Origin of the sequence: Desulfitobacterium sp. PCE1 (assembly GCF_000384015.1) — a bacterium.
Classification (GTDB): Bacteria; Bacillota; Desulfitobacteriia; order Desulfitobacteriales; family Desulfitobacteriaceae; genus Desulfitobacterium; species Desulfitobacterium dehalogenans.
Genome location: NZ_KB913023.1, coordinates 1,229,610 through 1,254,064, shown reverse-complemented (window position 1 = coordinate 1,254,064; position 24,455 = coordinate 1,229,610). Strand labels below are relative to the sequence as shown.

General features: G+C 45.2%; 29 protein-coding genes and 1 riboswitch. Of the genes, 1 reads left to right on the top strand and 28 read right to left on the bottom strand.

From position 1 onward, the window contains the following. Window positions 1-2: 2 nt before the first annotated feature. From DESPCE1_RS0106220 to DESPCE1_RS0106145, 16 genes are all read right to left on the bottom strand, one after another. Window positions 3-284 carry a hypothetical protein gene (locus tag DESPCE1_RS0106220; RefSeq protein ID WP_019849831.1) on the bottom strand — a complete coding sequence of 94 codons (282 nt, stop codon included), beginning with the start codon at window positions 282-284 and terminating at the stop codon, window positions 3-5. Then, window positions 281-868 carry a putative phage tail protein gene (locus DESPCE1_RS0106215; RefSeq protein WP_019849830.1) on the bottom strand — a complete coding sequence of 196 codons (588 nt, stop codon included), beginning with the start codon at window positions 866-868 and terminating at the stop codon, window positions 281-283. The genes DESPCE1_RS0106220 and DESPCE1_RS0106215 overlap by 4 nt, the downstream gene beginning before the upstream one ends. Beyond that, complete coding sequence (locus tag DESPCE1_RS0106210) at window positions 861-1,940, bottom strand: baseplate J/gp47 family protein (protein ID WP_019849829.1); 1,080 nt, start codon at window positions 1,938-1,940, stop codon at window positions 861-863. Before DESPCE1_RS0106210 ends, DESPCE1_RS0106215 begins: the two co-directional genes overlap by 8 nt. Continuing rightward, window positions 1,940-2,341 (bottom strand): DUF2634 domain-containing protein, encoded by a 402-nt coding sequence (locus tag DESPCE1_RS0106205; protein WP_014793256.1) that lies wholly within the window; start codon window positions 2,339-2,341, stop codon window positions 1,940-1,942. Before DESPCE1_RS0106205 ends, DESPCE1_RS0106210 begins: the two co-directional genes overlap by 1 nt. Continuing rightward, entirely contained in the window at window positions 2,338-2,697 is a 360-nt protein-coding gene (locus DESPCE1_RS0106200; protein WP_019849828.1) for a DUF2577 domain-containing protein, read from the bottom strand. The genes DESPCE1_RS0106205 and DESPCE1_RS0106200 overlap by 4 nt, the downstream gene beginning before the upstream one ends. A gap of 20 nt (window positions 2,698-2,717) precedes the next feature. Beyond that, window positions 2,718-3,689, bottom strand: a complete 972-nt coding sequence (locus tag DESPCE1_RS0106195; RefSeq protein ID WP_019849827.1) for a hypothetical protein — start codon at window positions 3,687-3,689, stop codon at window positions 2,718-2,720. Window positions 3,690-3,703: 14 nt separating this feature from the next. Next, the gene (locus DESPCE1_RS0106190) at window positions 3,704-4,369 is read right to left on the bottom strand and encodes a LysM peptidoglycan-binding domain-containing protein (protein ID WP_019849826.1); all 666 of its coding nucleotides are present in this window, start codon (window positions 4,367-4,369) and stop codon (window positions 3,704-3,706) included. A 39-nt stretch (window positions 4,370-4,408) separates the two neighbouring features. Further along, a complete protein-coding gene (locus DESPCE1_RS0106185; protein ID WP_242835424.1) occupies window positions 4,409-6,184 on the bottom strand; it encodes a hypothetical protein in 1,776 nt (591 codons plus the stop codon). 279 nt (window positions 6,185-6,463) lie between these two features. Further along, window positions 6,464-6,877, bottom strand: a complete 414-nt coding sequence (locus DESPCE1_RS0106180; RefSeq protein ID WP_019849824.1) for a phage portal protein — start codon at window positions 6,875-6,877, stop codon at window positions 6,464-6,466. Between the two features lie 145 nt (window positions 6,878-7,022). Beyond that, window positions 7,023-7,490 (bottom strand): phage tail tube protein, encoded by a 468-nt coding sequence (locus tag DESPCE1_RS0106175; protein WP_014793250.1) that lies wholly within the window; start codon window positions 7,488-7,490, stop codon window positions 7,023-7,025. A 19-nt stretch (window positions 7,491-7,509) separates the two neighbouring features. Further along, window positions 7,510-8,826: a phage tail sheath family protein gene (locus DESPCE1_RS0106170; protein WP_019849823.1), complete on the bottom strand. Its 1,317-nt coding sequence runs from the start codon at window positions 8,824-8,826 to the stop codon at window positions 7,510-7,512. A gap of 2 nt (window positions 8,827-8,828) precedes the next feature. Next, entirely contained in the window at window positions 8,829-9,005 is a 177-nt protein-coding gene (locus DESPCE1_RS23165; RefSeq protein ID WP_014793248.1) for a hypothetical protein, read from the bottom strand. Next, the gene (locus DESPCE1_RS0106160) at window positions 8,998-9,459 is read right to left on the bottom strand and encodes a DUF6838 family protein (RefSeq protein ID WP_019849822.1); all 462 of its coding nucleotides are present in this window, start codon (window positions 9,457-9,459) and stop codon (window positions 8,998-9,000) included. Before DESPCE1_RS0106160 ends, DESPCE1_RS23165 begins: the two co-directional genes overlap by 8 nt. Then, window positions 9,456-9,761 (bottom strand): hypothetical protein, encoded by a 306-nt coding sequence (locus DESPCE1_RS0106155; RefSeq protein WP_019849821.1) that lies wholly within the window; start codon window positions 9,759-9,761, stop codon window positions 9,456-9,458. Before DESPCE1_RS0106155 ends, DESPCE1_RS0106160 begins: the two co-directional genes overlap by 4 nt. A 350-nt stretch (window positions 9,762-10,111) precedes the next feature. Then, entirely contained in the window at window positions 10,112-10,540 is a 429-nt protein-coding gene (locus DESPCE1_RS0106150; protein WP_019849820.1) for a transcriptional regulator, read from the bottom strand. A gap of 335 nt (window positions 10,541-10,875) precedes the next feature. Further along, window positions 10,876-11,058, bottom strand: coding sequence for a helix-turn-helix domain-containing protein (locus DESPCE1_RS0106145; protein ID WP_019849819.1), 183 nt, complete (start codon window positions 11,056-11,058; stop codon window positions 10,876-10,878). A gap of 156 nt (window positions 11,059-11,214) precedes the next feature. On the opposite strand from DESPCE1_RS0106145, the gene DESPCE1_RS0106140 reads away from it, so the two are divergent. After that, on the top strand, window positions 11,215-11,556 hold the full coding sequence (locus DESPCE1_RS0106140; protein ID WP_019849818.1) for a helix-turn-helix domain-containing protein: 342 nt from the start codon (window positions 11,215-11,217) through the stop codon (window positions 11,554-11,556). A gap of 153 nt (window positions 11,557-11,709) precedes the next feature. Here DESPCE1_RS0106140 and groL read toward each other — a convergent pair whose 3' ends face one another. From groL to DESPCE1_RS0106075, 12 genes are all read right to left on the bottom strand, one after another. Beyond that, complete coding sequence (gene groL, locus DESPCE1_RS0106135; RefSeq protein WP_014793242.1) at window positions 11,710-13,347, bottom strand: chaperonin GroEL; 1,638 nt, start codon at window positions 13,345-13,347, stop codon at window positions 11,710-11,712. A gap of 99 nt (window positions 13,348-13,446) precedes the next feature. Then, a complete protein-coding gene (gene groES, locus DESPCE1_RS0106130) occupies window positions 13,447-13,731 on the bottom strand; it encodes a co-chaperone GroES (RefSeq protein ID WP_014793241.1) in 285 nt (94 codons plus the stop codon). A 386-nt stretch (window positions 13,732-14,117) separates the two neighbouring features. After that, the gene (locus tag DESPCE1_RS0106125; protein ID WP_019849817.1) at window positions 14,118-14,942 is read right to left on the bottom strand and encodes an NYN domain-containing protein; all 825 of its coding nucleotides are present in this window, start codon (window positions 14,940-14,942) and stop codon (window positions 14,118-14,120) included. A gap of 95 nt (window positions 14,943-15,037) precedes the next feature. Further along, the gene (locus tag DESPCE1_RS0106120; RefSeq protein WP_019849816.1) at window positions 15,038-15,538 is read right to left on the bottom strand and encodes a molybdenum cofactor biosynthesis protein B; all 501 of its coding nucleotides are present in this window, start codon (window positions 15,536-15,538) and stop codon (window positions 15,038-15,040) included. After that, a complete protein-coding gene (locus DESPCE1_RS0106115) occupies window positions 15,538-15,972 on the bottom strand; it encodes an MOSC domain-containing protein (RefSeq protein ID WP_019849815.1) in 435 nt (144 codons plus the stop codon). Before DESPCE1_RS0106115 ends, DESPCE1_RS0106120 begins: the two co-directional genes overlap by 1 nt. Window positions 15,973-15,994: 22 nt before the next feature. Further along, on the bottom strand, window positions 15,995-16,477 hold the full coding sequence (gene moaC / locus DESPCE1_RS0106110; protein ID WP_019849814.1) for a cyclic pyranopterin monophosphate synthase MoaC: 483 nt from the start codon (window positions 16,475-16,477) through the stop codon (window positions 15,995-15,997). A 2-nt stretch (window positions 16,478-16,479) separates the two neighbouring features. Further along, window positions 16,480-17,451 (bottom strand): GTP 3',8-cyclase MoaA, encoded by a 972-nt coding sequence (gene moaA, locus DESPCE1_RS0106105; RefSeq protein ID WP_014793236.1) that lies wholly within the window; start codon window positions 17,449-17,451, stop codon window positions 16,480-16,482. Window positions 17,452-17,524: 73 nt separating this feature from the next. After that, a riboswitch (molybdenum cofactor riboswitch) is annotated at window positions 17,525-17,650 on the bottom strand. Between the two features lie 199 nt (window positions 17,651-17,849). Further along, a complete protein-coding gene (locus DESPCE1_RS0106100) occupies window positions 17,850-18,476 on the bottom strand; it encodes a molybdenum cofactor guanylyltransferase (protein ID WP_014793235.1) in 627 nt (208 codons plus the stop codon). A gap of 267 nt (window positions 18,477-18,743) precedes the next feature. Beyond that, complete coding sequence (gene fdhF, locus DESPCE1_RS22365) at window positions 18,744-21,437, bottom strand: formate dehydrogenase subunit alpha (RefSeq protein ID WP_014793234.1); 2,694 nt, start codon at window positions 21,435-21,437, stop codon at window positions 18,744-18,746. An 18-nt stretch (window positions 21,438-21,455) separates the two neighbouring features. Continuing rightward, window positions 21,456-23,249 (bottom strand): NADH-quinone oxidoreductase subunit NuoF, encoded by a 1,794-nt coding sequence (gene nuoF / locus DESPCE1_RS0106085; RefSeq protein ID WP_019849811.1) that lies wholly within the window; start codon window positions 23,247-23,249, stop codon window positions 21,456-21,458. Window positions 23,250-23,260: 11 nt separating this feature from the next. Beyond that, on the bottom strand, window positions 23,261-23,743 hold the full coding sequence (gene nuoE / locus DESPCE1_RS0106080; RefSeq protein ID WP_019849810.1) for an NADH-quinone oxidoreductase subunit NuoE: 483 nt from the start codon (window positions 23,741-23,743) through the stop codon (window positions 23,261-23,263). A gap of 28 nt (window positions 23,744-23,771) precedes the next feature. Beyond that, window positions 23,772-24,356 carry a 5-formyltetrahydrofolate cyclo-ligase gene (locus tag DESPCE1_RS0106075; protein WP_019849809.1) on the bottom strand — a complete coding sequence of 195 codons (585 nt, stop codon included), beginning with the start codon at window positions 24,354-24,356 and terminating at the stop codon, window positions 23,772-23,774. Window positions 24,357-24,455 lie beyond the last annotated feature (99 nt).

Here is a 24,455-nt window from a genome sequence, read left to right as displayed (position 1 = left end):
TCTCACCCCTCCTTAACTCGAATGGATTGCGTTATGATCGTATCCGCGGTAATCGGTACATATACTTCATTTGAGCTGATGACAGTATCTGAACTATCCCTAAGCTCGATTAAAGAGACTATCGGAACCACACCATCAGGAACGACATATTGCATATTAACCAAGCCCTGCTCTGTCTCTTTGACTTTGAAGCTGGTGATTTCATAGCTCTTATTTAATACGACCTTGGCCACTTGACCATCTACATATCCCGCTACACTGGATAAAAACTCTGTGGATATCACTTAATAATCACCTCCGGACCTGCTGCAGCAAAGGGGGTAATCCCTAATCTCCATGTTGAGCCTAGTCGAGCGTGTCTCTCTAACGTACGGAAACCGATATGCTCTTCAAGAGAGATATGATCCCCCAAAGCGGTCAGCTGGTTATAGATCAAGTTTGCCGGTTTGATGGTCTTTATTGTCCTCTCAACCTCTTTAAAGAGGGCCGCATCTTCAATTGCTGTTTCTACAAAAAGAAGAAAGTCTTGAACACCCACACTAACAGTTGCTTTCTCCTCACCTACCAGAAAATCCAAACGGTCCTGAAGATAGCGAATGGTGAAGGGTGGCTTGGTTGAATACCGATTAATAATCCGTTTTTTCCGGAAGTCCAGCGTTTCAGTCGTGGGATCAGCCTGGATACCCAGCATTCTTTCCCGACGTTTTATCGCCTCGTAGCCCGAAGTGAGAACGAATTGGTCAGCGAATTGCTGATCCCTTGCGCCATCGAGAGACTGTATTTCGATATCCACCGTATCTGCTAGAACCTGAAAATCAAAGATGTTATCAAACAATTTGGGCCAATACTCTCTAATCGACTTACTCATTTATAACCACCGTCCCCAGGATTGGAATTTCTTCCTCGTCAAGCACGAGATTGGCCTCCATCCCATTAAGCTTTGTTCCAATCACATCTTCGACGCCTTGGATCGTAAGCATCCGGGCATCAATTTGTGCCGTCCGAACGATGATCTGGGTTTGCGCAGCCCAGGTTTTTCTTTGTTCTAAAAGATAGGCGTCTAAGACCGTTTCCACATCGGACTGAATCTGCCCGAGAGTTACGCCGGGCGCAAGTGTGAGCGTCGTTTCTACATCCACCGTGACCTTATCCACCCCGGTAATCGTCACAGTATGGCCGATAGGTGCCTGACCCAATCCCATACCCTGGTTTTCTTCCGGATCCATGGTGGACTGGACCTCATTCACTAATTCTGGAGATGGCTTAGTCCAGTCAGCAGCAATAATCGTGCATTTCACGGTCCCGCCGCCGGCCCAGGTTGGAAAGACTTTGCTTCCTCCGACACCATTAATAGCATTGATTTTCTGCCTATAATCTGCCATATTCCCGCCAAAAGCCGGTTCGTTAACCGTCTCATAATATCGGGCGAGCAGGGCTTCGTCTGTCTCCTCATCCTCACCTGGAACTATCACCTCGGTGAGTTCCGCCCTAGCCAGACCATTGACATAGGCGATAGGGAGCAAATCCCCAAACTGCTGATTGCCTGCTGTTCCAGCCGTTTCGCATTCAAGGACATACACGCCGGTACTGATCTGTTCAATAGTTGTATAATTCAGCCCACCGATACTGTAGCGGCTGCCTAGCGGAATGTTAAGAAGAGCACTATTGCTATCCAGAAATCCGCCGCGCCGCCAGGCTTTTGTAGCCACCTTCCGCTTGATTCCAAACTCAGCGACCCGGCGGGTTAAAAATTCCCCACAGGCCGTATCTGCGAAAGAAAGATTGTTGTTGACCTCTAACTCAGCATATGACTGAGCCAGCTCCGCCGCTGCCGGGGCCAAGGCATCGTAAATCAGGCTGCCCTCCCGCTTGTCGATGGTCACCGGCACCCGGGCGAGCATCCTGGCCAGAATCGCCTCATAGGTCTGATGTTCATACATTAACCACTCACCTCCTGAGTCATATCGAAGCTCCCGTAGGTGCTGACCACCGTAAACTCAATCAGCAGGCTATCCCCAGTAGCTGTGGTCTGCACATTCTCGACTCCTATGATCCGGTCATCCTGAGTCAATGCCTCCTGAAGCATCCTCGTGGCTTCAGACTTCATGAAAGTCGGATTCATGCCCATCAATTGACTTAACTCACAGCCATAATTCGGAGTATAGATCAAATGACGAAACCGCTGCGTCTGCAGAATTTTGGCAGCGGCTTGTTGCACAGATTCCAGTCCGTCCAGTCTCCCGGTGATGCGCTCTTTTTCCGGATCAATTCTCCATGTGAGGGAAGGCCGTTCGGCATATTGGATCGTCCCATGGGTAATTCTTCCACCAGTAGGTATCATAATGTTGTCACCACCTTATCTAAAATGACATAACGCTGCCCTCCCTGGACCTTAAGCATCAGGACCTTATCCCCTGGGGCAAGCCCGGAACGAATCACGATTTTGGAAGTTAAAGCTTCCGAAGTGTTACTCGCAGACCCATCGTCAGTGTATTGGTGCGTATGTTGCAAGTCCACTTCGTAATTTGTCATCCCCTCCGGCACAATTAAAAAATCCGCCGGCAGTGTAAAACGTTGATCGACTTTGACACTGAGCGGATTCACCGTTAAGATCTCGCCAAAAAGGATATTCACAGGGTTAGATGCATTGACAGCATCAGTTCCAGCAGCTTTGATCAAGTCTAATAAACTAGACATTTCATCACCTCCCTCAATTATCAAATGACCCTTAACTCAAGACTCATGGTATGGTCCACTCCATCAAAGCGGTGAGTGCATTCATCGACCAGAAAGGGTTGATTAATCCCATACTCTGCTATTTGAATTCGTACATAACGGCCACCCTGGACTCGAATGTCGCCCAGTGCTTCAATCTTAAGGAATCTCGTCTCGCGATTCTTAATCGCAGATAAATTTGTGAGCATTTCATTGATTTGGGCATAGTTCATGTTTTCGTCTACGGATTGATAAAGTTGTAGTACCCCCCACTTGGCTATGTTGACACTGTCATGCGCCTCGTAAATTTCCCGCTTGCCTGTTTCTTGATTGTCCTTATATAGTTTGATGACATTATAGGTGTCAGAGTCAATAGAAACCCTATGACTGAAGTCTGTCATGAGGCTGTAGTCGCCAATGATAAAATCCAAGAGAAAATCTTCGATATTCCGAACTGACAAGGCTCCGAAATCGTCGAAGAAGACATAGTTCTTGCCGGTGTTGATCAGAGTGAGGTCCAGAGCTTTGCAGATGATGTCCATCAGCTTCTGGTTGTCTTCATGTAGACTGGGGATCAAATAACCGGTATCATCAATCCGCCCTAGGTTTAAATTAAAGTCCGCAGCAATCTTCTGAACAACTTCGGAGGCTTTTATATTGGTCCATACACAAGTATCGCTGGCCATGAGGTAGCGCAACTGGTCATAACAGGTGATATTAACCGTCTCACTGCTTCCACTATCAATCGAGAAGATATATCCATAAAAGACATTCGTTCCATCCTGCATCTGCACATGGACAATATCCCCGTTGGAGTATTTGAACAAGGGCTCCTGATCAAATGCAGTCTTAATGAGTGTAAAGTCCAGGCTACCCGCTTTACCCATCCGACTCGTTTTCCAGCTCACATCGGCGACAATCCGAGAGATATCCCAAACGTTTCCGTCTTTATTATCTAAGACTACTTTCAGCATAACTTTAATTCTCCTTATGGCAGTTTTAGCACCCGACCGATCTGCAGGCGCTTAATTTCAGCATCCGTAATGCTATTCAGCTGCTGTATTTCCGGCCAGCGAGCGCCGTTGCCCAAGTGCTTTTGAGCTACAGCCCATAAGGTATCCCCTGCCACCAAAGTATACGTTTTAATCTGCTGTGTCTCGTTTGGTCTGGAGGGTGTCGGAGTCGGCACGGCTGTGGAGGCGCCTCTATCGATGATCATATCTTCTGTGACCCTTGTGGCTGCATACGAGATATACCTCTTCAATTTAATGGAGTATTCGATATCCCCTGCGCCGCCGGCAACCTCTTTCCAATCAAAGCTTTCGATGCTGGCTAAGGTGTTGATATCAACGCGATCTGAGATAAAAATAAAACGGATGGGTTGTTTAGACTCCATCCACCTGATGATAATCCGGACATATTCTATCGGCTGCAGGATGACTTGCGCTGTCACAAAGGGATAAAACTGGGCTGGAAAGATACTGCTAAATCCGTATTCCATGAGCTGAGGATGTTTAATGATGTTAATCTCACCCAAGGATACGATTTCTTGGGTTTGGTTGTTACCGGATTTGCTTATTTCAATGCTTCCTGGCATAACTGGGAGCTGGAAGGCTTCATCCTCACTAACACTGAGTCTAATGCTGTAGGACATTTTGGAATCACCTGCCTTTCCATGGCATTATTTTATGACTTATCCATACACAGCTGATGTCGATGATGCGATATCTCTCTCCAACATGGTCTTAATCCGGGATACAATGGTATCCGCATCACTTCCGTTGCGGATGTCTCCTGTGGTCACAGATACCGTCGGAGTGAGCGTTACGAAGTTCTGGATGTTCTTCATTTCGGCTAACTCGCGCATAATTTTCAGATCTTCACTGGAGATATCTACGGTGTTATTGATTTTGCCGACTTCGCCGACTCTGTCGATGTTGGGGATGCCCTCTTCTTCCCCTCCTGCGGCTATTGCTCCAATATCGTTGTTAAGTCCGAACATATTTGTTAAATCAAACTTTTTACTGAGGTCGTCTCCCCATTTATATCCGGACTTAAAAGCCTCTCCATAATCTTTTTGCTCAAATCGCATTAGGTTCACAACATCCGCTTCACTCTCCAGGTCATCACGCTCGCTCTTCAGCTTGTCTAATATCCCCTCCATGCCTGATGTGATATCTATATGCATCCCAGGTATTCTATTGATGAGATTTTCAATGCCCTTAGCGATGTTAACCATATCCTCAAGTGCATTGATTGACAGATCGTAAAAGAGTTTTTTAACAGCATAAATCGGGTCTTTCCATACATTTGCAAAGAATTCAACTATAGATAAGACTATGTTTGCGAATTTGGCGAATCGGTTATAAATGAACCCAAATAGAACGCCGAATAAGCCCGCAATCAGCCCAGTCGCAGAAATGCTGGTACCTGCAAAATGGTTAACTGCTGCTACTGCGAGATAGAAAACCGCAATCAATATTATAATCGCTCCGATAATCCATGTGATAGGGCATAAGGCTATGGCTGCATTCAGCCCCTCCTGGGCTATTATTAATCCGATTATTGCTAGCGTTTCCGCCGATGAGGCTGCGGCATGTGCAATCTTAAGAACAATATCTTTAGCTGTATTTGCCATACTTATAAGCGATTTACTGTTATATATGATCAATGCACCAATTATCATCCACAATAACGGTACCACCATACCCCAATTCTGCAGTATTCCGGTCCCTAGCCCTAATGCGATACTTGCCAGATTCGACACCAATTTTGAAACTATCAAAATAGCAACACTCAGTCCATTAAAGAAAGCCTGCATTCGTCCATCTTCAAACATCTGGTTCATCAAATCGAACAGCGGCGTCAGTGCCATAACTGAATTTTCGCCTGCTTTCGCCATGTTAAAATTAAAGTTACTTACGACTCGTTGCCACTTTATCGCCGGGCGGTCCAGCAACTTTTCAAAAGCTTCCTGAGTCATGTTTTGCTGGTTTAATAATTCGTCCATCCCTTTAATAAATTCATCGATATTTCCTTTAAGTCCAGCCTGCCGCACCTCACTGCCTTCAAGCATTGCCCCGCTCATGTTAAAGCGGTCAGCCATTGATGTATAGTTGCCTGACATCAATTCTTTCATTGAAGAAGCGGCCCCTTCTAATCCTTCAGTTGGATTTAGCATAGAGAGCCGCATCGCTAAGCCATTAAGCTGCTCCAATTTGCTTGGGTCTATGGTATTGGACATGAAAGACATTGTTCCTGAAAGTGAAGCATCCACATCTTGTCCTAATGCTAAAGCTTGCTTTGTAATTCGATGATAAATCGCCTCACCTAGAGGCTCACTCCCGGCCTTTGCACTAAAAGTATCTATGATCTGCTGTTGTTTCATTGCCGCACCTATTGTTGGCTCACCAATTACTTTTGCAGCGTGGATTAAATTATCTGCAACATTAGATATTTTATTAAACATACCCAATGCGGAACTAATCGTTGCCACATTACCACCTCCTTTTGAGTTCTTAGCTAAGACAAAGTTTTCGACGCAATTGCTATTCCTTTTGGACTTAGCCCCCTCATCTTTTTTTCCTTGTTTTCGCCATCTCTTGCTTTTCTTTTTTGATGCGAACATCAATCATGGCATAAATAGCCGCCTTTTCATTACGAGGCAATCTCATAAATGCACCAGGCGAAATATGAAGCTCATGGAGGGCGTAGTAAGCATAATTCCACTCAGCATTGCCCTCCTCAATTAGTTTTTTGCTTCTTCGACCAAATCGTTCATGCTCTTGTCATAACCGTTGATTTCACTGACAATAGTCGAAACGGTAGCATATTCACCATCCTTCATTTTTGCTTTCATGGCTTTTAAAAGATTTTCAGCTCCGAGCACACCCCAGCTTTGCTGAAGCTCCTGTGATTTGAAGTCAGGAAATATAGTTGTTTCAATAATCAGTTTAGCCACGAATGCATCCTGATCTGTTTCAACAACCCGCTGGCCTTTATGGAAGCTTGTCTTGCGACAGCTCTTCCTAATCTCATCACCAGTGGCGGCTGAAATAGCTTTAAATTTCATAGCCTTTTCCTTCCCGCCAAGACTTACTTTGCGTTCAATAATTTCCGCATCTTCAAAACTGTCCATTAAAAAATCCTGTAAATCACTCATAATTCTTTATTCCTCCCAAATTTCATCAAATACTAAGAAAACATATTGCAACGGTAATGGAAAGGAGACCAGCATTTTATCTGATCTCCTCAAAAGCGAAGTTAGCGATGCGTCTCACGGCATGATATAACCTCAAAAAGTGCTTTTATACCGTCACAGGCCGACTAAACTGATCCAGCATATCAATATCCTCGAAAGTAAAGGGCATCTCCTCTTCCAACGGATCATCCGAAGTGATATCAAAGGAAGTTGCTACTATGCTGTCCAAATTGCAGCCTTTAAGCACAACTGTCTGTTTCCCTACACCAGAGGCTGGGTCCTCGTTGACGATTTGAAGGTCAAAATAGAAGTCCCGCCCGGTTTTCACATATTCAATCATCAACTGCCTGAACAGGCTCGTAAAATAATAGATCGTCAAGGTCCCACTGCCGGCCCAGCCGGCAGCTTTCTTTCCCACATTCGTCCTGCCCAGAATAGGGACATCCGCTTTATTCTTTTCAATGGTAGCCTCAATGGATTTAGCATAAAATAGCTCTTCCACCCGACCATTGATCGTAGCAAAAGCTTTGGCCTGCTTGCCGCTAACTGCGTCTTCCGATCTTAAATATGCCATCTTATCTCACCTTCACTTTCTATTTAATCCGTACAAGAACATAAATCTTTTCAATGCTATCTACCGGCCATGCGTAAGCCTCAATATAGACCGCATCCACATCATTACCGGCTTGAACTGTTATATCCGATTGAGCATCAAAGTTCTGAATTGCATCAATACCCTGTAAGGTGTTCATGTAGTTAATACACTCTGATTTCAACAGGTTCCGTCCATCCGCATTATTGGATACTTTGCCAATATAGAACTTTGAAAAAATCCGGACAAAATCATTGTTGATTCCATCCAGGACCCTGATCACTCGGTTCTTGGCGAGCTGCTTCCCTTTATCCACCGTGAAGCTGGTCAGGGTGTTAATATCCTGCTCCACCAGCGCCTGGTTGTCATTCGCGGTAAATAAGAATTCCCCTGCCCGCAACGCCGCAACGATCTGGGCATTGGTATACCGGGGAGCTACATCGACTGCATCGTCGTAGGCCTGATAGGTGAGCGATTCATTTACTTGTGCCCCCGCAGTTGCACTGGCCACCCACGCTGTCGCTTGAGCTGCTGTCAGGGTAGTTCCATTAGAGAGTACTACGCCGTTTTTAACACTAATCACACCCTCATAATCAGCAGCAGGGTAATTTTCAAGAACGACCTGGATCTTTTTCCCTTCGTCGTCCCGGAGCCGTTTGGCAAAGGCCGTGAAGGTTGCCTTGAGCGTATCATCTGTGCTAGGCAGCGCAATCGTGTTAAAGTCGAAAATCTCCACAGCAGCCAGATAATCGACATAGGCCTGATTCGTCACGGTTCCATCAGACCCGTTCACTAGTGGAGCACCTGCTGTTTCTGTTAGGGTGCCGGTACCAGAAAAAGTGACCCAATCATTTGCGGTAAGACCGTCAATATCGGACACGGTTTGCTTGTCGATCTCGGCTCCGTCCACTAAGGTGGATACATCAAACTTTGTCTCATCATCGATATTTTCCTGAATAACAATGGTAATATCGTTACCACGGACTCCGCCCCACTTGGCCGATACCGTCAAGTTTCCTACTGTTGCCGTTGCCTTCGTGCCAACGTTCAGTCGATAGAGAAGTAGTTTCCTGGCACGTTTCAAAGCCTCATTGATCAAGAGTAATTTAGAATCCTTGATGGGATACCCCAGTTTCGTAAATACATCCTCGCCAGCTTCGATGGTTATAATTTTATTGGGCTCGCCCCAGCTTAGAATTAATGGGATCGATGTAATCCCTCGTTCGCCCAAAGTCTTTCCTACCTGGGGCTCAGATTTAAAATTGATATACACGCCAGGTCTCACCTTGTTTTGATTTGTAAATGTGCCTGCTGCCATTTTTATTTAGCCTCCTTTGTTAAAAAATCACCAAGAATTGAGATAGCTTCATTCTTGGTATAGTTGACGCCATCCCTCAGCAAAGCCTTTAATACGTCTCTTTGTGCCGTGAATTGCTTTGATTGCAGGATCTGCGACTTTGAATATACTTTTTCAACAGGTTTATCTTTCTTAGCCACGAATAAATCCCTCCTGTTCCATCGTCTGCATCAGTGGATCGAGTGTCGTCTCTTTTATGATCTGAAAGTTGTAATCAACAAAAAAATGCAGCACTCCGTCGATAATTTCATGTCGCATTTTCGCACCTTGTATTAGTCCATCATCCCCGCCTATCACCGGGATCAGCTCCATTTTTTCGTACAGCTGCTCAGCTATGCCGTGCATCTCCTCATTTTGCCGATTTTCTTCGCCCTCATCCACTGCTGCCGGAAAGTAGTGAATATCGAAAGAGTGGTTCCGTTGATATCGCTGGCTGATGAGCTGATCCTGAGACACCTGGAAAAGCTTCACAAAAAAATAAGGTTTATCAGGACCTTGCGGAATCTCTTCGCCATAAGTAGAGATGCCGGAGAAATGCTGATGTAATAGTGTTATAACACTATCCCGTACCCCATTAACTGTAATAGCGCTCATCGGATCACTCCTTCTTTGACGACTGGCCATTCTTGACTTGTTCCATCTCCTGCATAGAAGTGGTCATCATAAATCTGCCTTCCACCCAGCCATTTTTTTCCGACATGCATCCCGGTAGAGCCGTAGTTCCCCCGATAGGCCGGCATCACCTCCTTATTAAACTTGATTGCGCCTTTGTCTTCGGCAAAACGATTCTCCTCGCAATAGACGGGTACCCAGTGTGCCCAACTGTACTCCACGAAGGAAGCTTGAAGCTTCGCAATCTCTGCCTTTAACCCCTCTGCATACTGCTTTTTGTTCATAAGAATCATCCTTTCATGATTACTTTTTGCCCGGTCGTGTCCGGTGGAGTCCTGTTGTTTTGCGCCGACAGTACCGAAGCGGCAAAAATAAATATAAAGAAAGCACCTACCAATAACTTGGTAAATGCTTTAAATATCCTCGGTTCGCAATCTTACCCTATAATCTTCACAACTGCATCACTGTCTAAAGCATAGTCAAAGCGGCTAGTCTATATTTCACCTAGCCGCCCGAGAGGAGAATTGTCGAAAGGGGCACTCCTATAAATAATGAAAGTTGCCCATTTCTGGACGCCTTTCACTGATACCATAATACTACGGAAATGGTGCTAAATACTTCGCAAATTCTACGTTTATATCAATCGCATCCTTAAAGCAAACTTTCTGATTATCCTTCTTTTGTCTCCATAGTACTTTGTTTGCCCTATGTGCAGCTCACTGATGATCCCAAAGTCTGTATAGCAACTCTTAAAATATTTCATCTCGACTAATTTTGTTTCCTCTTCCGACAACTCTTCCAAGACATCCTCGATACACTTCACAACATCTTTCATTCTGCTAACTCTCTGCTCATTAGCGATAATCCTCGCTACTTCATCATGCGTTGGGTCGCTTATCTGATTCTGTGAGAATCTCCCTGTTGGGTCTTTACCAAGCCCCGATTTAGCACCTGTATACAGCAACTCTTTATCGTATTCCTCAATAAGTTTTTTGTATGTCCGATAATTCCTAAGCTCTGCTTCGACATATTGATTAATATGCCTTTCAATTTTTTCTTCCAACGCTACTCAACTCCTCTTTTCTACGCATGCTTACTCCAAACACTCTGGACACATCATATATCCACCGGCGTGTGTCACTGTCGAGTAGGAGTTTACCAATAAATTCAGATTGTGATATACTGACATCAGAGATTATTTTTATTCCGCCCGTTAAGTCTGCCAGGACTTCGGGCCTTTTTCTTTTGTTCTGCTTCATTAGGCTTGCTTTTTTGGGACTAAGCTAATGGATATCGTAAATAGTTCTTGTACCATTTGATCTCGATCAGTCATGACTTTATTGTCCCTCCCCTTACCAATATCTCGGCCCACTTGTTTTTAGGAAGCTTGTCCAACTTTCAAGTACGATAAGCCGCGATTAGCTTAAGGCACTTCAAAGCAAGGTATTCTTCTACGATGATTTTTCGTTTACCGTTTAGCATTTGATTGATAGCTCCGGTTGAAATCTTAGCTTTCTCGGCTAAAAAAACCTGAGTAACACCCTTGTTTTCTAGATACTGCTTAATATTTTCGCCTACCATATCCTCACCCCCTAACACTTCATATTTTATGAACCTACAACACTATCTTACTTCACATATCATGAATAATCAACGTCTCTTATTCATGCTTTATGAATGTTTATCTTGATTAAGGTCATAATTACAAGTATAATTAACACAAAGGGGTGGTTATTAATGGAATCAGTTAAGTTAAGGGTAGCTGAAAACTTACGCAAATATCGCGAAAGAAGAGGTATAACCCAGAAACAATTAGCCAACCATTTAGGAGTAAGAGATAACACGATATCATCGTGGGAGAAGGGGACCAACTCTATCGACATATCTACTCTTCTGAATATTTGCAACTTCTTAGAGATTAGCCTGGATGATATCTATGGAATAAGTGACAAAAAAATATCCCCCGTTGAGTTAACGGAGGATGAACTGGCTCTTTTATCAAGTTTTCGTAAGCTGTCGCATGATAACAGAATGAAAGTCCTCGGAATAGTCGAACTAAAAGCATCTGAAGATGCCTAAAGAATGCTTAGAAGGCGAAAACATCGGAAAACGAAAAAAGAGGCTTCCCGCAAGTTCAGTGAACTCATGAGAAACCTCTAATTCTCATCCATACTCAACAAGGGTATGGATATCTTTTTACTTAATTATGTTACGCTTTTGGGTTTCTTAAGCCTACATCATACCGCCCATTCCACCCATGCCGCCCATACCAGCCATAGCAGCCGCAGCACCATTATCCTTAGATGGAATATCGGAAACTATGCATTCGGTAGTAAGGAGCATAGCAGCGATGGAAGCTGCATTCTGCAGAGCAGAACGTGTAACCTTAGCAGGGTCAACGATACCGGCAGCAATCATATCTTCATATGCTTCGGTCAGAGCATTGAATCCTACCCCACGACCACCATTGCGGACCTTTTCAACAACGATGGAGCCTTCAAATCCTGCATTATTAGCAATTTGACGGAGAGGCTCTTCCAAAGCACGGCATACGATAGCTACACCGGTCTTTTCGTCTCCAGTCAGTTGGAGGCTGTCGAGAACCTGGGCAGCATCCACTAAAGCGCAACCACCACCGGCTACGATACCTTCTTCAACGGCTGCGCGGGTTGCAGCTAAAGCATCTTCGATGCGGAGTTTCTTTTCTTTCATTTCAACTTCTGTTGCAGCGCCTACTTGAATTACAGCAACACCGCCGGCTAATTTAGCCAAACGTTCTTGAAGTTTTTCGCGATCGAAATCAGAAGTCGTTTCGTCGATTTGCTTTTTAATGGCTTCCACACGGCTCTTAATATCATCTTGAGAGCCGGATCCTTCTACAATGGTGGTTTCTTCTTTAGTTACTCGAATTTGACGAGCACGGCCCAGCATATCAATCGTAGTGTTTTCCAGCTTTAAGCCAAGATCTTCGGTAATGACGGTACCACCGGTGAGAATCGCGATATCTTCCAGCATTGCCTTACGGCGATCACCGAAGCCAGGAGCTTTTACGGCAACGCAGGTAAAGGTTCCGCGAAGTTTGTTCAGAATGAGAGTAGCCAAAGCTTCACCTTCGATATCTTCGGCAATAATCAGAAGTTGACGGCCGGCTTGAACGACTTTTTCAAGAACGGGGAGGATGTCAGCGATAGCGCCAATCTTTTTATCGGTAATTAAGATGTAAGGGTCATTTAAAACAGCTTCCATCTTATCGGTATCAGTAATCATATACGCAGAGAGATAGCCCCGGTCAAATTGCATACCTTCTACAACTTTAAGCTCGGTGGTCATTCCTTTAGCTTCTTCTACGGTGATTACGCCGTCTTTTCCGACCTTTTCCATAGCATCAGAAATCAGAACGCCGATGTTATCATCGCCAGCGGAGATAGAAGCTACTTGAGCGATGGATTCTTTGCTTTCAATGGGCTTAGCATTGGTTTTAATATCATTGACAACAGATTCAACAGCCTGCTCAATGCCCCGTTTGATACCCATAGGATTAGCACCGGCAGCCACGTTCTTTAAACCCTCACGAATAATCGCTTGAGCCAATACGGTTGCAGTGGTGGTTCCATCCCCTGCTACATCATTGGTTTTGGTTGCAACCTCTTTAACAAGTTGAGCACCCATATTCTCAAATGGATCTTCCAGTTCAATTTCCCGTGCAATGGTTACACCGTCATTGGTGATCAAAGGCGCGCCGAATTTTTTGTCCAAAACCACGTTACGACCTTTAGGTCCGAGAGTTACCCGGACAGATTCAGCCAAAGCATTAACACCACGCTCTAGTGCACGGCGAGCTTCTTCATTGAAAACGATTTGTTTTGCCACCTGTAAGTTCCTCCTTAAAAATCCGAAATTTAAGACTCGATAAGTTAGAAAGCATTATGCAATGTCAAGTTTCCTAAGTAGATAAGCAAAGAGTATGTCCTAGCCAATAACCGCTAAAATGTCAGTTTCCTTAAGAATGAGATACTCTTGACCATCATACTTTACTTCAGTACCAGCATATTTGGAATAAATCACGCGGTCACCCACTTTAACATCGAGGGCAATGCGCTCTCCCTTTTCCACTTTTCCAGGTCCTACTGCAACGACTTCACCTTCTTGAGGTTTTTCCTTAGCCGTATCCGGCATGATGATTCCGCTTTTTGTCTTTTCTTCCATAGGGAGTGCTTTAATGACTACCCTGTCACCTAGAGGCTTAATGTTCATTGAAGAAAGTCCCTCCTTAAGAACTAAAATATTATTTTACTATTGTTAGCACTCATTCCTATTGAGTGCTAACATCATACTATAATAATATGCAAGGTAGATGAAGAAATCAAATCCTGTCATTTGCATTTTTAAGAGATTTACAGTCGAAAACCTTCTGTTTTCTCCTTATATCTGCTCTTTATTGCATCACTCTTAAATTGACAGAATATCATTGCTTCTACTTGCATTCACTAAGCACTATATTGACCAGTCCCCGGGGGGTTTATTCATCCTTTGGGCAAAAAACTATATTTTCATTAGAAAAAGGGATATCCGCCCCCTCAAAGCCAGATATCCCTTTTTCTATAATTTCATTATCCCTTACCTTTTCACACAGAAAATCATCAAAGAACTCCTAGCTTCTCATAGCGTTTGCGAATCTCTTCTGTTGCTGAACCCAGAACAGCTTGAACCATGAAATGGTCAAGATTTAAAAGATAAATCTTTGTTTTACCGATCTTTAAACCAGAATCTGCATATTCTTGTTCAAGGAGGATCCCCTCTTTTAAAGCATGGCGAATAAGGTCTTTCACTTGTGATGTGGTAGCCCCTAGATGCTCCGAAAGAGCTGTCCTTGCTTTGGTAGAGGCAACATACGCCATACTTGACTGAAGCTGAGCCAGGATTAAGATTCCTTGCTCAAGATCCTTTTCTGCTTTATATTCCCGTGGCCGTTCCTGAGTGAGAAGCTCGCTGAAAAAATCCTCAGAATCACTAAAGGGTTGCAGCTCATGGTGTATACTTCCATCCACGCCGATGACCTTAACTTCTTTTCCCCAGGCTCTTATTTTACGAACTAAGGGCAAAAAATCTCCATCCCCGGTTAGAAGGAGAAATACATCAAAAGTCGTGGTACGGGTAAGCAAGATTTCCTGCGCTTCCAGTATGAGCTCCACATCCGCCGCATTTCGCCTTAATCCTGTGCTGGCGAAATTACTTTTTCCGTAGACATGACGCGTATATACATGAGTCTTCTCAAAGGAAGTCTGGGTACGCCAGAATTCCTCCCGATCAAAATTAGCATAGAGATAAATAGCGGATAGGACATAGTGGTTTCGTTTAGCGTACAATTGAATGGATTCCATGAGGATTTCCGGAGTTAATTCATAACCTTGTTCAAATAGTCCTGTCCATATATTTTCATAATCAACAAAAGCAATAGTTTTCAAAAAAATATCACCCCATTTCCACTTCTGCTTACTATAGAATACGCAGGAAAAGGACAGGGGTGACAAGCTCAAAAAATATTTTCTGCTGAATATCTCTATTGATGAGTAGGAGCAGCGCACTCGCCGGCTTCGCCTTTGAGGATTTGAATCCCATGGGGCAGAGCAGGGACAAGAGCGGCCCAACACTCCTTACAAGCCTTAGGAGAACCCGGCATATTGATGATTAAGGTCTTCTTGCGCAAGGCGGCTACCGCTCGACTCAACATAGCCTTCGGGGTAATTTTATAGCTCTCATAACGCATTACTTCAGCAATACCAGGGACCATCCGATCCGCAACGGCAATAGTGGCCTCTGGGGTAACATCACGTAAGGAGAAACCTGTGCCTCCCGTGGTCAGAATAAGGTCCAAGCCATCTTCATCCACCCATTTTTTCATGGTTTGAGCCAAAAGCTCCTGATCATCCGGAAGGATGGCATAGAGAATGACTTCGCCGTCAATCTCTTTCACCAATTCCTTGAGAACAGTACCGGAAAGATCTTCTCTTTGACCCTGGGCTCCTTTATCACTGGCTGTTATAACCCCAACCCTTAGCATTATTCCATCACCTCAATAGTGTCTCCCACCCCAATAGGACCACCTTCCAGAACACGGATAAAGATCCCTTCCTTCGGCATAACACAATCCCCCGCTTGATAATAAATAGCACAGCGGGTATGACACTCTTTACCGATCTGGGTCACTTCCCCCACGCCGGTTTCACCAATCTTCAGTTTTGTGCCAAGGGGCAGGCTAACCAGATCAATTCCTTCGGTGGTTAAGTTCTCAGCGAAATCTCCTGGTCCCACATCAAGCCCCATGTCCTGCATCTTCTTAATGCTTTCCATAGCCAGCAAACTTACTTGACGATGCCAATCTCCCCCATGGGCATCACCTTCAATGCCAAAATTAACCTTCAGGATTCCCTCGCCCACGTTTTTCTTCCGCATCCCCTTTTTCTCACTTGTACAAACTGCAATAATTTTCGCCATTTTATCTTTCCTCCCCAACTTTTTAGCTTATATGATCTTCGCGAATAAAATGACCGCTCTTGCCGCCGGTTTTTTCCATGAGCCGAATATCGCCGATGACCATGGTCTTATCGATAGCTTTGCACATATCATAGATGGTTAAAGCTGCAACGCTTACTGCTGTAAGAGCTTCCATCTCAACCCCGGTTTTCCCCGTGACCTTGACGATTCCTTCGATTTCTATGGTTCCGGGAGGAACAATTTCAAAACTCAGTTTAGCCCCTGTAATAGCCAAAGGGTGACACATAGGAATAACATTTGAAGTTTGTTTGGCAGCCATGATTCCTGCGACTTGGGCTACCGCCAATACATCCCCTTTAGCAATCTGCCCTAATCGGATTCTCTCTAAAGTTTCCGGTTGCATTTCTACCTTACCTCGGGCGGTAGCCACTCGAGTGGTCTCCGCTTTATCTGAGACATCCACCATACGTGCCCGGCCTTCTTCATCAAAATGTGTCAATTCCATAATTATCCTCCAATCTGGGACATAATCCGTTGATCCTGCCAAGCCTGATCATTCATATGATGTTCAGCCGGCTTATTCCAAATCGCTTGGGCAAAAACATCCCTGACCTCATCATCACTCTTGTTGGAGCGAAGCACTTCACGAAAATCCACTTCATTGGAACTGTGTAAACATAGGCGCAGCTTACCATCGGGAGTTAAGCGAATACGGTTGCAGGTGCTGCAAAAATGTTTGCTGATAGCGCTGATAAAGCCCACACTACCTTTAAATCCCTCCGAAGTGATATATTCAGCAGGCCCTCCTCCTCGAATGTCACGAGTAGCTTTAAGGCCCTCTAAGCCCAATATTGCTTTCATCTCATCGATGGATACAAAATCACTGCGTTTATCCGAACTGATTCCGATGGGCATCAATTCGATAAAGCGAACATGAACGGGATAGTCATGGGCTAATTCCATAAAACGTGGCAGTTCATGGCTATTGAAATCACGAACAACCACTACGTTGAGTTTAACCGGATGTAACCCTACTTCGAGGGAGCGGTGTATCCCTTGAAAGACTTTCTTAATATCCCCACCACGGGTGAGCTCTCGAAACTTATCTTCATCGAAGGTATCCAGGCTTATATTAACTCGATTAACTCCCGCCTTCTTTAGGTCTTCTGCCATGTCTGGAAGAAGTATCCCATTGGTGGTAAGCATCAGATCCTCCACCCCTGAAATTTGGGAAGCATTCTGTAAAAATTCCAGAATTCCGGATCGAATTAAGGGCTCCCCGCCGGTTATGCGAAACCGTCTAAATCCTAAGGAGGTACTAATCCGCATGACACGTGATATTTCTTCATAGGTCAAGATAGACTCATGGGGAATCCATTGAACTCCTTCAGGAGGCATGCAATACTTGCAACGTAAATTGCAGCGATCTGTAATGGAAATCCTCAGGTATTCGATCTGGCGTCGATATTGATCTTGCATAGATTTCCCCCACCTTCACGTTCATTATTCCACAAAACAAAGAACTCCCACGGTCTGTAAAACCGGGGAGTTCCCCTATACCCTACAGACTCCTTTCCAAATGGGAGGCATTACTGTTTCCAATAATACCCGGTGCAGAATGCACGACTGGTAAACCATAGCTCACTTTAGGTTTCCAGCTTCGGAGCACAAAACGTATTCTATTACTCATTATACTACGGCTGTGAATAATTATTAAAGAATGTAACTAATTGTAGTATACACTATTTTGGAGATTGCAAAAAGAGTTCTAATAATAATATTTCTTAATCTTTATTAACAAATCTTAATAAATTCCTGATAAAATAGCCGCTTTTTATAGTTTCCTTTAAATACGATAAAGAATGTCTACATTATTGTCAAGTATTATGAAGATTATGCTGTTGCAGGGTTAGGTATTCTTGAGGTGTATTCATATTACTGAAACAAAGACGTATGTTTGGAAAATTAATGAAATCCTTCTCCCTCATATGACGTACCCTGTTGTTTTGCCGAATAAATACTGCCAGTTTAAGATGCTTCGCCTTTAAACTGTCTTCAATTATGGGAAGACAGTTTTTGTGATAAAAAGCATGGAGGGGTTGAATTTCGCCATCAAGCTCAGGGATTAAGATATCAACCTCCCCTTCAATTTTCCCGGCCATAAATCGAATCACTTCTACACTCAAAAAAGGCATATCGCAAGCGGCAAAAAAGGCATAATCATAACGAGCTTCCCGCAAGCATGCTTCTAACCCTCCTAAGGGCCCATGGTCCAGATAATTATCTTTGATCACTTTAACTCCATATTTAGCATAGAGCTCCGGATGATTGCTGCTAATCATCACTTCAGCAAAGACCGTACTAAAGATAGCTAAGGTATGCTCAATGAGTGGGACCCCAGCCCATTCAATAAAAGCCTTGTTGCGACCCATGCGAGAGCTTTTCCCACCGGCCAGGATAATTCCGGTTATCGGCAAAAGGGTTTCTCCATTATTAGCATCCATATGGTATGTCTCCCTATATCTATCAATGATCAGACTTTTGTCTTTTGCTTTATTGTAACACAGATAAGCCCTTCCCATAAAAGAACTTTTACTTTCCACCCTAATAGCTAGTTAATACCAAGCTGTTTTTTCTGAAATAAAAAAGGGAGAGTGCCGCAAGCTATGCATATTAGACAAAGCTTGGACACTCCCCTATTCCTATCCTCACAGAGGATAAGTCAACTACGCTTCAGATGGAGTCGAAACTCCACCTGAAGCAAGTTTCCTTTATTGTGCAGATTGCACCAGAGGTTCCACCCGCACACCGCAGACCTTATATTCGTAGGTCTTAGTTACTTTATCATACGCTCCGTTGGTTAAGACATTCGTCGGTGACTCCCTATAATGCAGGGTCATAAAGAGCACTCCAGGCGGGACCCTTTCAGTTACCCAGACCTTGGTCACTACCTCACCGCGGCGGGAAACTACTTTAACATTCTCACCGTCCTGAATTCCCAACCGTCGGGCATCCTTAGGATTAAGTTCAGCCAATTCCTCAGGTGCATGCTCATCCAACGCAGCTGAGAAACGAGTGGAGATATTGTAATGCTGCAGCTTGCGGCCTGTGGTCAGCAGGAATGGATACTCTTCATCAGGCAGCTCATCCGGCAGTTGATGCTCAATCGCCGCGAATAAGCCTTTGCCACGGGTAAATTTCCCTTCGTGCAGGAACTTCGTTCCCGGATGATCGGCATGGGGAACCGGCCATTGCAATCCCTTCCTGCCCAGACGTTCATAGGTGATGCCGGCATATTGCGGCGTCAGCGCGGCAATTTCCTGCATGATCTCCGCGGGAGACTGGTAAGCCATCGGATACCCCATCCGGTTGGCGAGCTCACAAATGATTTCCCAGTCAGCCTTCGCAGCGGCGATCGGCTTAATCGCCCGATTAACCCTCTGCACCCGACGCTCGGTATTCGTGAACGTGCCGTCCTTTTCCGCAAAGCTGGCGCCCGGCAAAATGACATCAGCCAGTTCGGCGGTCTCAGACATAAAGATGTTCTGAACAACCAGGAAATCCAGAGCCTCCAGGCCTTTACGCACGTGATTGGCGTCGGCGTCGGTTAGCACAGGGTCTTCGCCCATGATATACATAGCCCGCAATTCCTTCTTAACCGCTGAATCAAACATATCCGGAATCATGAAGCCCTGGTTGGGATTAAGGGAAGCTCCCCAGGACTCTTCAAACTTAGCCCGCACCGACGGGTTGGTAACACTCTGGTAACCGGTGTAAACATTAGGCAGAGCCCCCATATCGCAGGCTCCCTGCACATTGTTCTGACCCCTCAACGGGTTGACTCCGGAGCTTTCCTTCCCGATATTTCCAGTGAGCATGGCCAGATTGGCCAGGGACATAACATTATCTGTGCCACAGACATGCTCCGTGATTCCCAGGGTGTAGAAAATCTGAGCACGTTCCACACCGGTGTAGAGACGGGCAGCTTCCACCATTAGCTCTACGGGAACTCCAGTGATTTTGCTGACTTCTTCCGGCGGGAATTTCTTGAGATTTTCCCGTAGTTGTTCATAGCCTTCGGTCCGTTCCTCAATAAAGGCACGATCCTCCCAGCCGTTCTCCAAAATGATATTCATAATCCCATTGATCAGGGGAATATCTGTGCCCGGCTTCAATCTCATCCAGACATGAGCATCCCTGGCCAGCTCGATCTCCCGTGGATCAGCTACGATGAGCTTGGCTCCCCGAGCCAGTGCTTGTTTCATCTTGGTACCGATAATCGGATGAGCTTCCGTGGTATTGGAGCCGATTACAAACATGACTTCCGCATTGGGGATTTCATTGATGGAATTGGTCATCGCTCCTGAGCCAAATGAAGTGGCAAGACCTGCCACAGTGGGAGCGTGTCAGGTACGTGCGCAGTGATCCACATTATTCGTTCCGATCACCGCGCGCATGAATTTTTGCATCAGGTAATTTTCTTCATTGGTACAACGAGCCGAACTGAGGGCTGCAAAAGAATCTGGTCCATATTGCTCTTTGATCTCACCGAACTTTGTGGCAATCAAATCAAGAGCTTCATCCCAGCCTGCCGGGACGAATTCGCCATCCTTTTTAATCAACGGAGTCGTCAGGCGCTGAGGACTATGGATCAAGTCCATACCGAAACGGCCCTTGACACAGAGGGCTTTGCCGTTCACCGGTGCCTCCGGATTTGAAGTTACCCCAATCACTTTGCCATTGCTGACATTTAAGTCAAAGTTGCAGCCTGTACCGCAGAAAGGACAGGTGGTCTGTACTTTTTCGATGTTCCAGGCCCGAGCCTGGCCAACCATCTTTTTCTCCACCAATGCCCCCACCGGGCAGACCGAAACACAGGATCCGCAGAAAACACATTCCGATTCACTATAAGGAATATCAAAAGCCGGTCCCACCTGGGCGTCAAAGCCCCGCTTAAAGAAATCCAATACGCTTCGTCCCTGAATCTCTTCGCAAGCCCGCACACATTTACCGCAGAGGATGCATTTATTCGGATCTCTTAGAATAAAGGGGTTGCTGTCATCAAGGGGGTGTTCACGCCGTTCCCCTCGGTAGTCTTCACCGGATACACCGTATTCATAGGCATATTGAGCAAGGGAGCAATCCCCCATCTTTTGACAGGTCATACAATCCAATGGATGGTTCGCCACTAAGAGCTCAAGGATCACCTTGCGGGACTTGCGTACCTTCGGTGTCTGAGTTTTAACAATCATACCCTGGGTCACTTGGGTCACACAAGAAGGCGGCAAATTGCGCATTCCTTCAATCTCCACAATACAGAGACGGCATGCCCCGGCATTAGTGAGCTCCGGATCCTGACAAAGGGTTGGAACCGGAATATCGTGCATCCGGCATGCTTCCAGGACCGTGCTTCCTTTGGGCACCACAACTTCTTTTCCATCAATGGTTAAATTCAGCCATTCCACCAAATCCACCCCTTTCTTCTAGGCCCGGATAACCGCGCCAAATTTACAGGTATCCATACAGCTTCCGCAGCGGATACACCTTTCCCCATCAATAACATAGGGGGTATTTTTATTTCCACTGATACAGTTAGCTGGGCAATTTTTAGCACACAGTCCGCATTTTTTGCATTTTTCCGCATCAATCTCGTAGGTCAGGAGGTCACTGCAAACTCCGGCCCGGCATTTTTTAGCGTGGATATGCTCCTCAAATTCTTCCCGGAAATATTTTAAGGTGGCCAGGATAGGGTTAGGCGCGTTTTGACCTAAACCGCACAGGGAGGTTTCTTTAACTGTATAGGCCAGGGTTTCCAGTTTCTCAATATCCTCCTCCCTGCCTTCACCACGGGTGATGCGGTCGAGAATCTCCCACATCCGTTTATTCCCTTCACGGCAGGGGGTACATTTTCCGCAGGATTCGCTCTGGGAAAAGTTCAGGAAAAAGCGGGCAATATCCACCATACAAGTGGTTTCATCCATGATAACCAAACCACCGGAACCCACCATAGCACCAGCCCGGGTTAGGGTGTCATAATCCACAGGGAGATCCAACATATCTTCCGGCAGGCATCCTCCTGAAGGGCCGCCGATTTGCACCGCTTTGAACTTCTTACCGTCTTTAATACCGCCGCCGATATCGAAAATAATATCTCTTAAAGGCATTCCCATAGGAACTTCAACTAATCCAGTGTTGTTAACCTTACCAGTTAGAGCAAAAATCTTTGTGCCTTTGCTCTTTTCCGTTCCGTACTGAGCATACCATTGGGCTCCATTTTTTAAGATATGAGGTATGTTGGACCAAGTCTCAACATTATTGATGTTGGTAGGCTTACCCCATAGCCCGCTTTGAGCTGGGAAAGGAGGCCGCACTCGAGGCATACCTCTTTTTCCTTCGATAGATGCCATCAAAGCCGTTTCCTCACCGCAAACAAAGGCTCCGGCTCCAGCGTTGATTTTCAAATGGAAACTAAATTGCGTACCTAAGATGTTATCACCTAAGAATCCTGCTTCTTCAGCCTGTTTCATGGCAATTTGCAGATTCTTGATAGCCAAGGGGTACTCTGCACGACAGTAAACATAGCCCTCATCTGCACCAATAGCATAGGCGCCAATCAACATTCCCTCAATGACGGCATGAGGATCTCCCTCGAGAAGACCGCGATCCATAAACGCACCCGGATCTCCTTCATCGGCGTTACAAATCACATATTTTTTATCTGATGGAGTAGCTTTACATAAGCTCCATTTCAGACCAGTTAAGAAACCGGCTCCTCCCCGGCCACGTAAGCCGGCTCCCTTGACTTCCTCGATAATTGCCTCGGGGGCCATAGTGAGGGCTTTCTTTAAACCTTCATAGCCTCCATGAGCCAGATAATCCTCAAGCTTAGTAGGATCGATAAATCCACAATTTTTAAGAGCGATACGGGTTTGCTTGGCAAAGAAACTAATGTCCTCATAGCTTAAAGCCGGTTCTCCTGACAGGGGATCCACATAGAAAAGGCGCTCCACCTTCTCCCCTTGACCTAATTCTTTCTCTACAAGCTCCGGAATATCTTCCGGTTGAATTCTTCTGTAAAATCTCTGAGCAGGCTCTACGACCAAAGTTGGCCCTTGCTCACAAAAACCACGGCAACCTGTGGCGATGAGCTCCACATTCTCAGACAACCCTTGACGTTTTATCTCTACGTTCATTAAATCAATGATTTTATTGGCTCCTGAAGAGAGACAGCCTGTGCCCGCACAGATAAAAACCTGTTTTTTAGCTTCTGTGTTCATCCCTATTCCCCCTACTTATACTCTGCCAGGATTCCTGGGATCTGATCTGCATTCAATCGTCCGTGGACATTTCCATTAATGGACATAACAGGAGCTAATCCGCAGGCACCAATACAGTTGACAATCTCTAAAGTAAAGCGTCCATCTTCCGTGGTCTGTCCATCCTTAATTTTTGTATTTTTTTCTATGGCTTCCAGAACTTTAGCTCCTCCTCGAACATGGCAGGCAGTACCTAAGCAGACACTGATGACATTGCGTCCCATTGGCGCAAGGCGGAATTGGGCATAAAATGTGACAACTCCATAAACCTTGGCAGAAGGTATACGTAGTTCCCTGCTTATGTGCTTTATCACATGTTCAGGCAAATATCCATAAAGTCCTTGTGCTTCCTGCAAAACCGGAATAAGCGCCCCTTTCTCCTGTTTATAGTGGGCTAATATCCGATCCAATTGTTCCTCTTTAGGATCAACTAACTCCCTACACTCCTCACACAAAACGATTCTCCTCCCTTTTCCACTAAGTTCAAAGCGTTTCTTTGAAACGCATGATACCCTGTTCAGTGATTAACATGTCTACTTTCTTATCGTAAAACTCAACGGGGATTCTGTCCACGATCTGGCAGTGAAAAGCAAGCGCAATCTTTGGTGTTCCTTCTGCCAATCTCCCGAAAAACCGATCATAATATCCGCCCCCATAACCGAGGCGATTGCCCTGAGTATCAAAAGCTGCTCCAGGAACAAGAATACAATCGATCTCCAGGGGATCAACCTTAGTGAGTTCCTCCTTTTTAGGTTCACGGATTCCCCACATTCCTGACTCAATATCCTTTTCCAAATCCTCGATAAGCGCCGGTATAAGCACCCCCTTTGGAGCACATCGCGGCAATACCAACCGCTTTCCTAAGTCAATGACTATTTGGGCTAACTCAGTAGTCTCTACCTCATCGCGAAAATTCATAAAAAGCATGATGGTGCTTGCTTCCTGAAACTCACGGGTCTGAGTCACGATAGCCTGAATTCTTTGGCTTTTAAAAGCCCGTTCTTCCGGCGTCAACGCCGATCGCAGGGACAGTACCCGTTCCCGCAATGACCGCTTCTCCTCAGACACCTTTCAATCCTCCTTTAGATCCTCCACTAAAAAAGTATACTTTTCTTTTCAAGAAAATTCAGTCAATCATATAATAGATTCGTCAAAGATTAGAATATT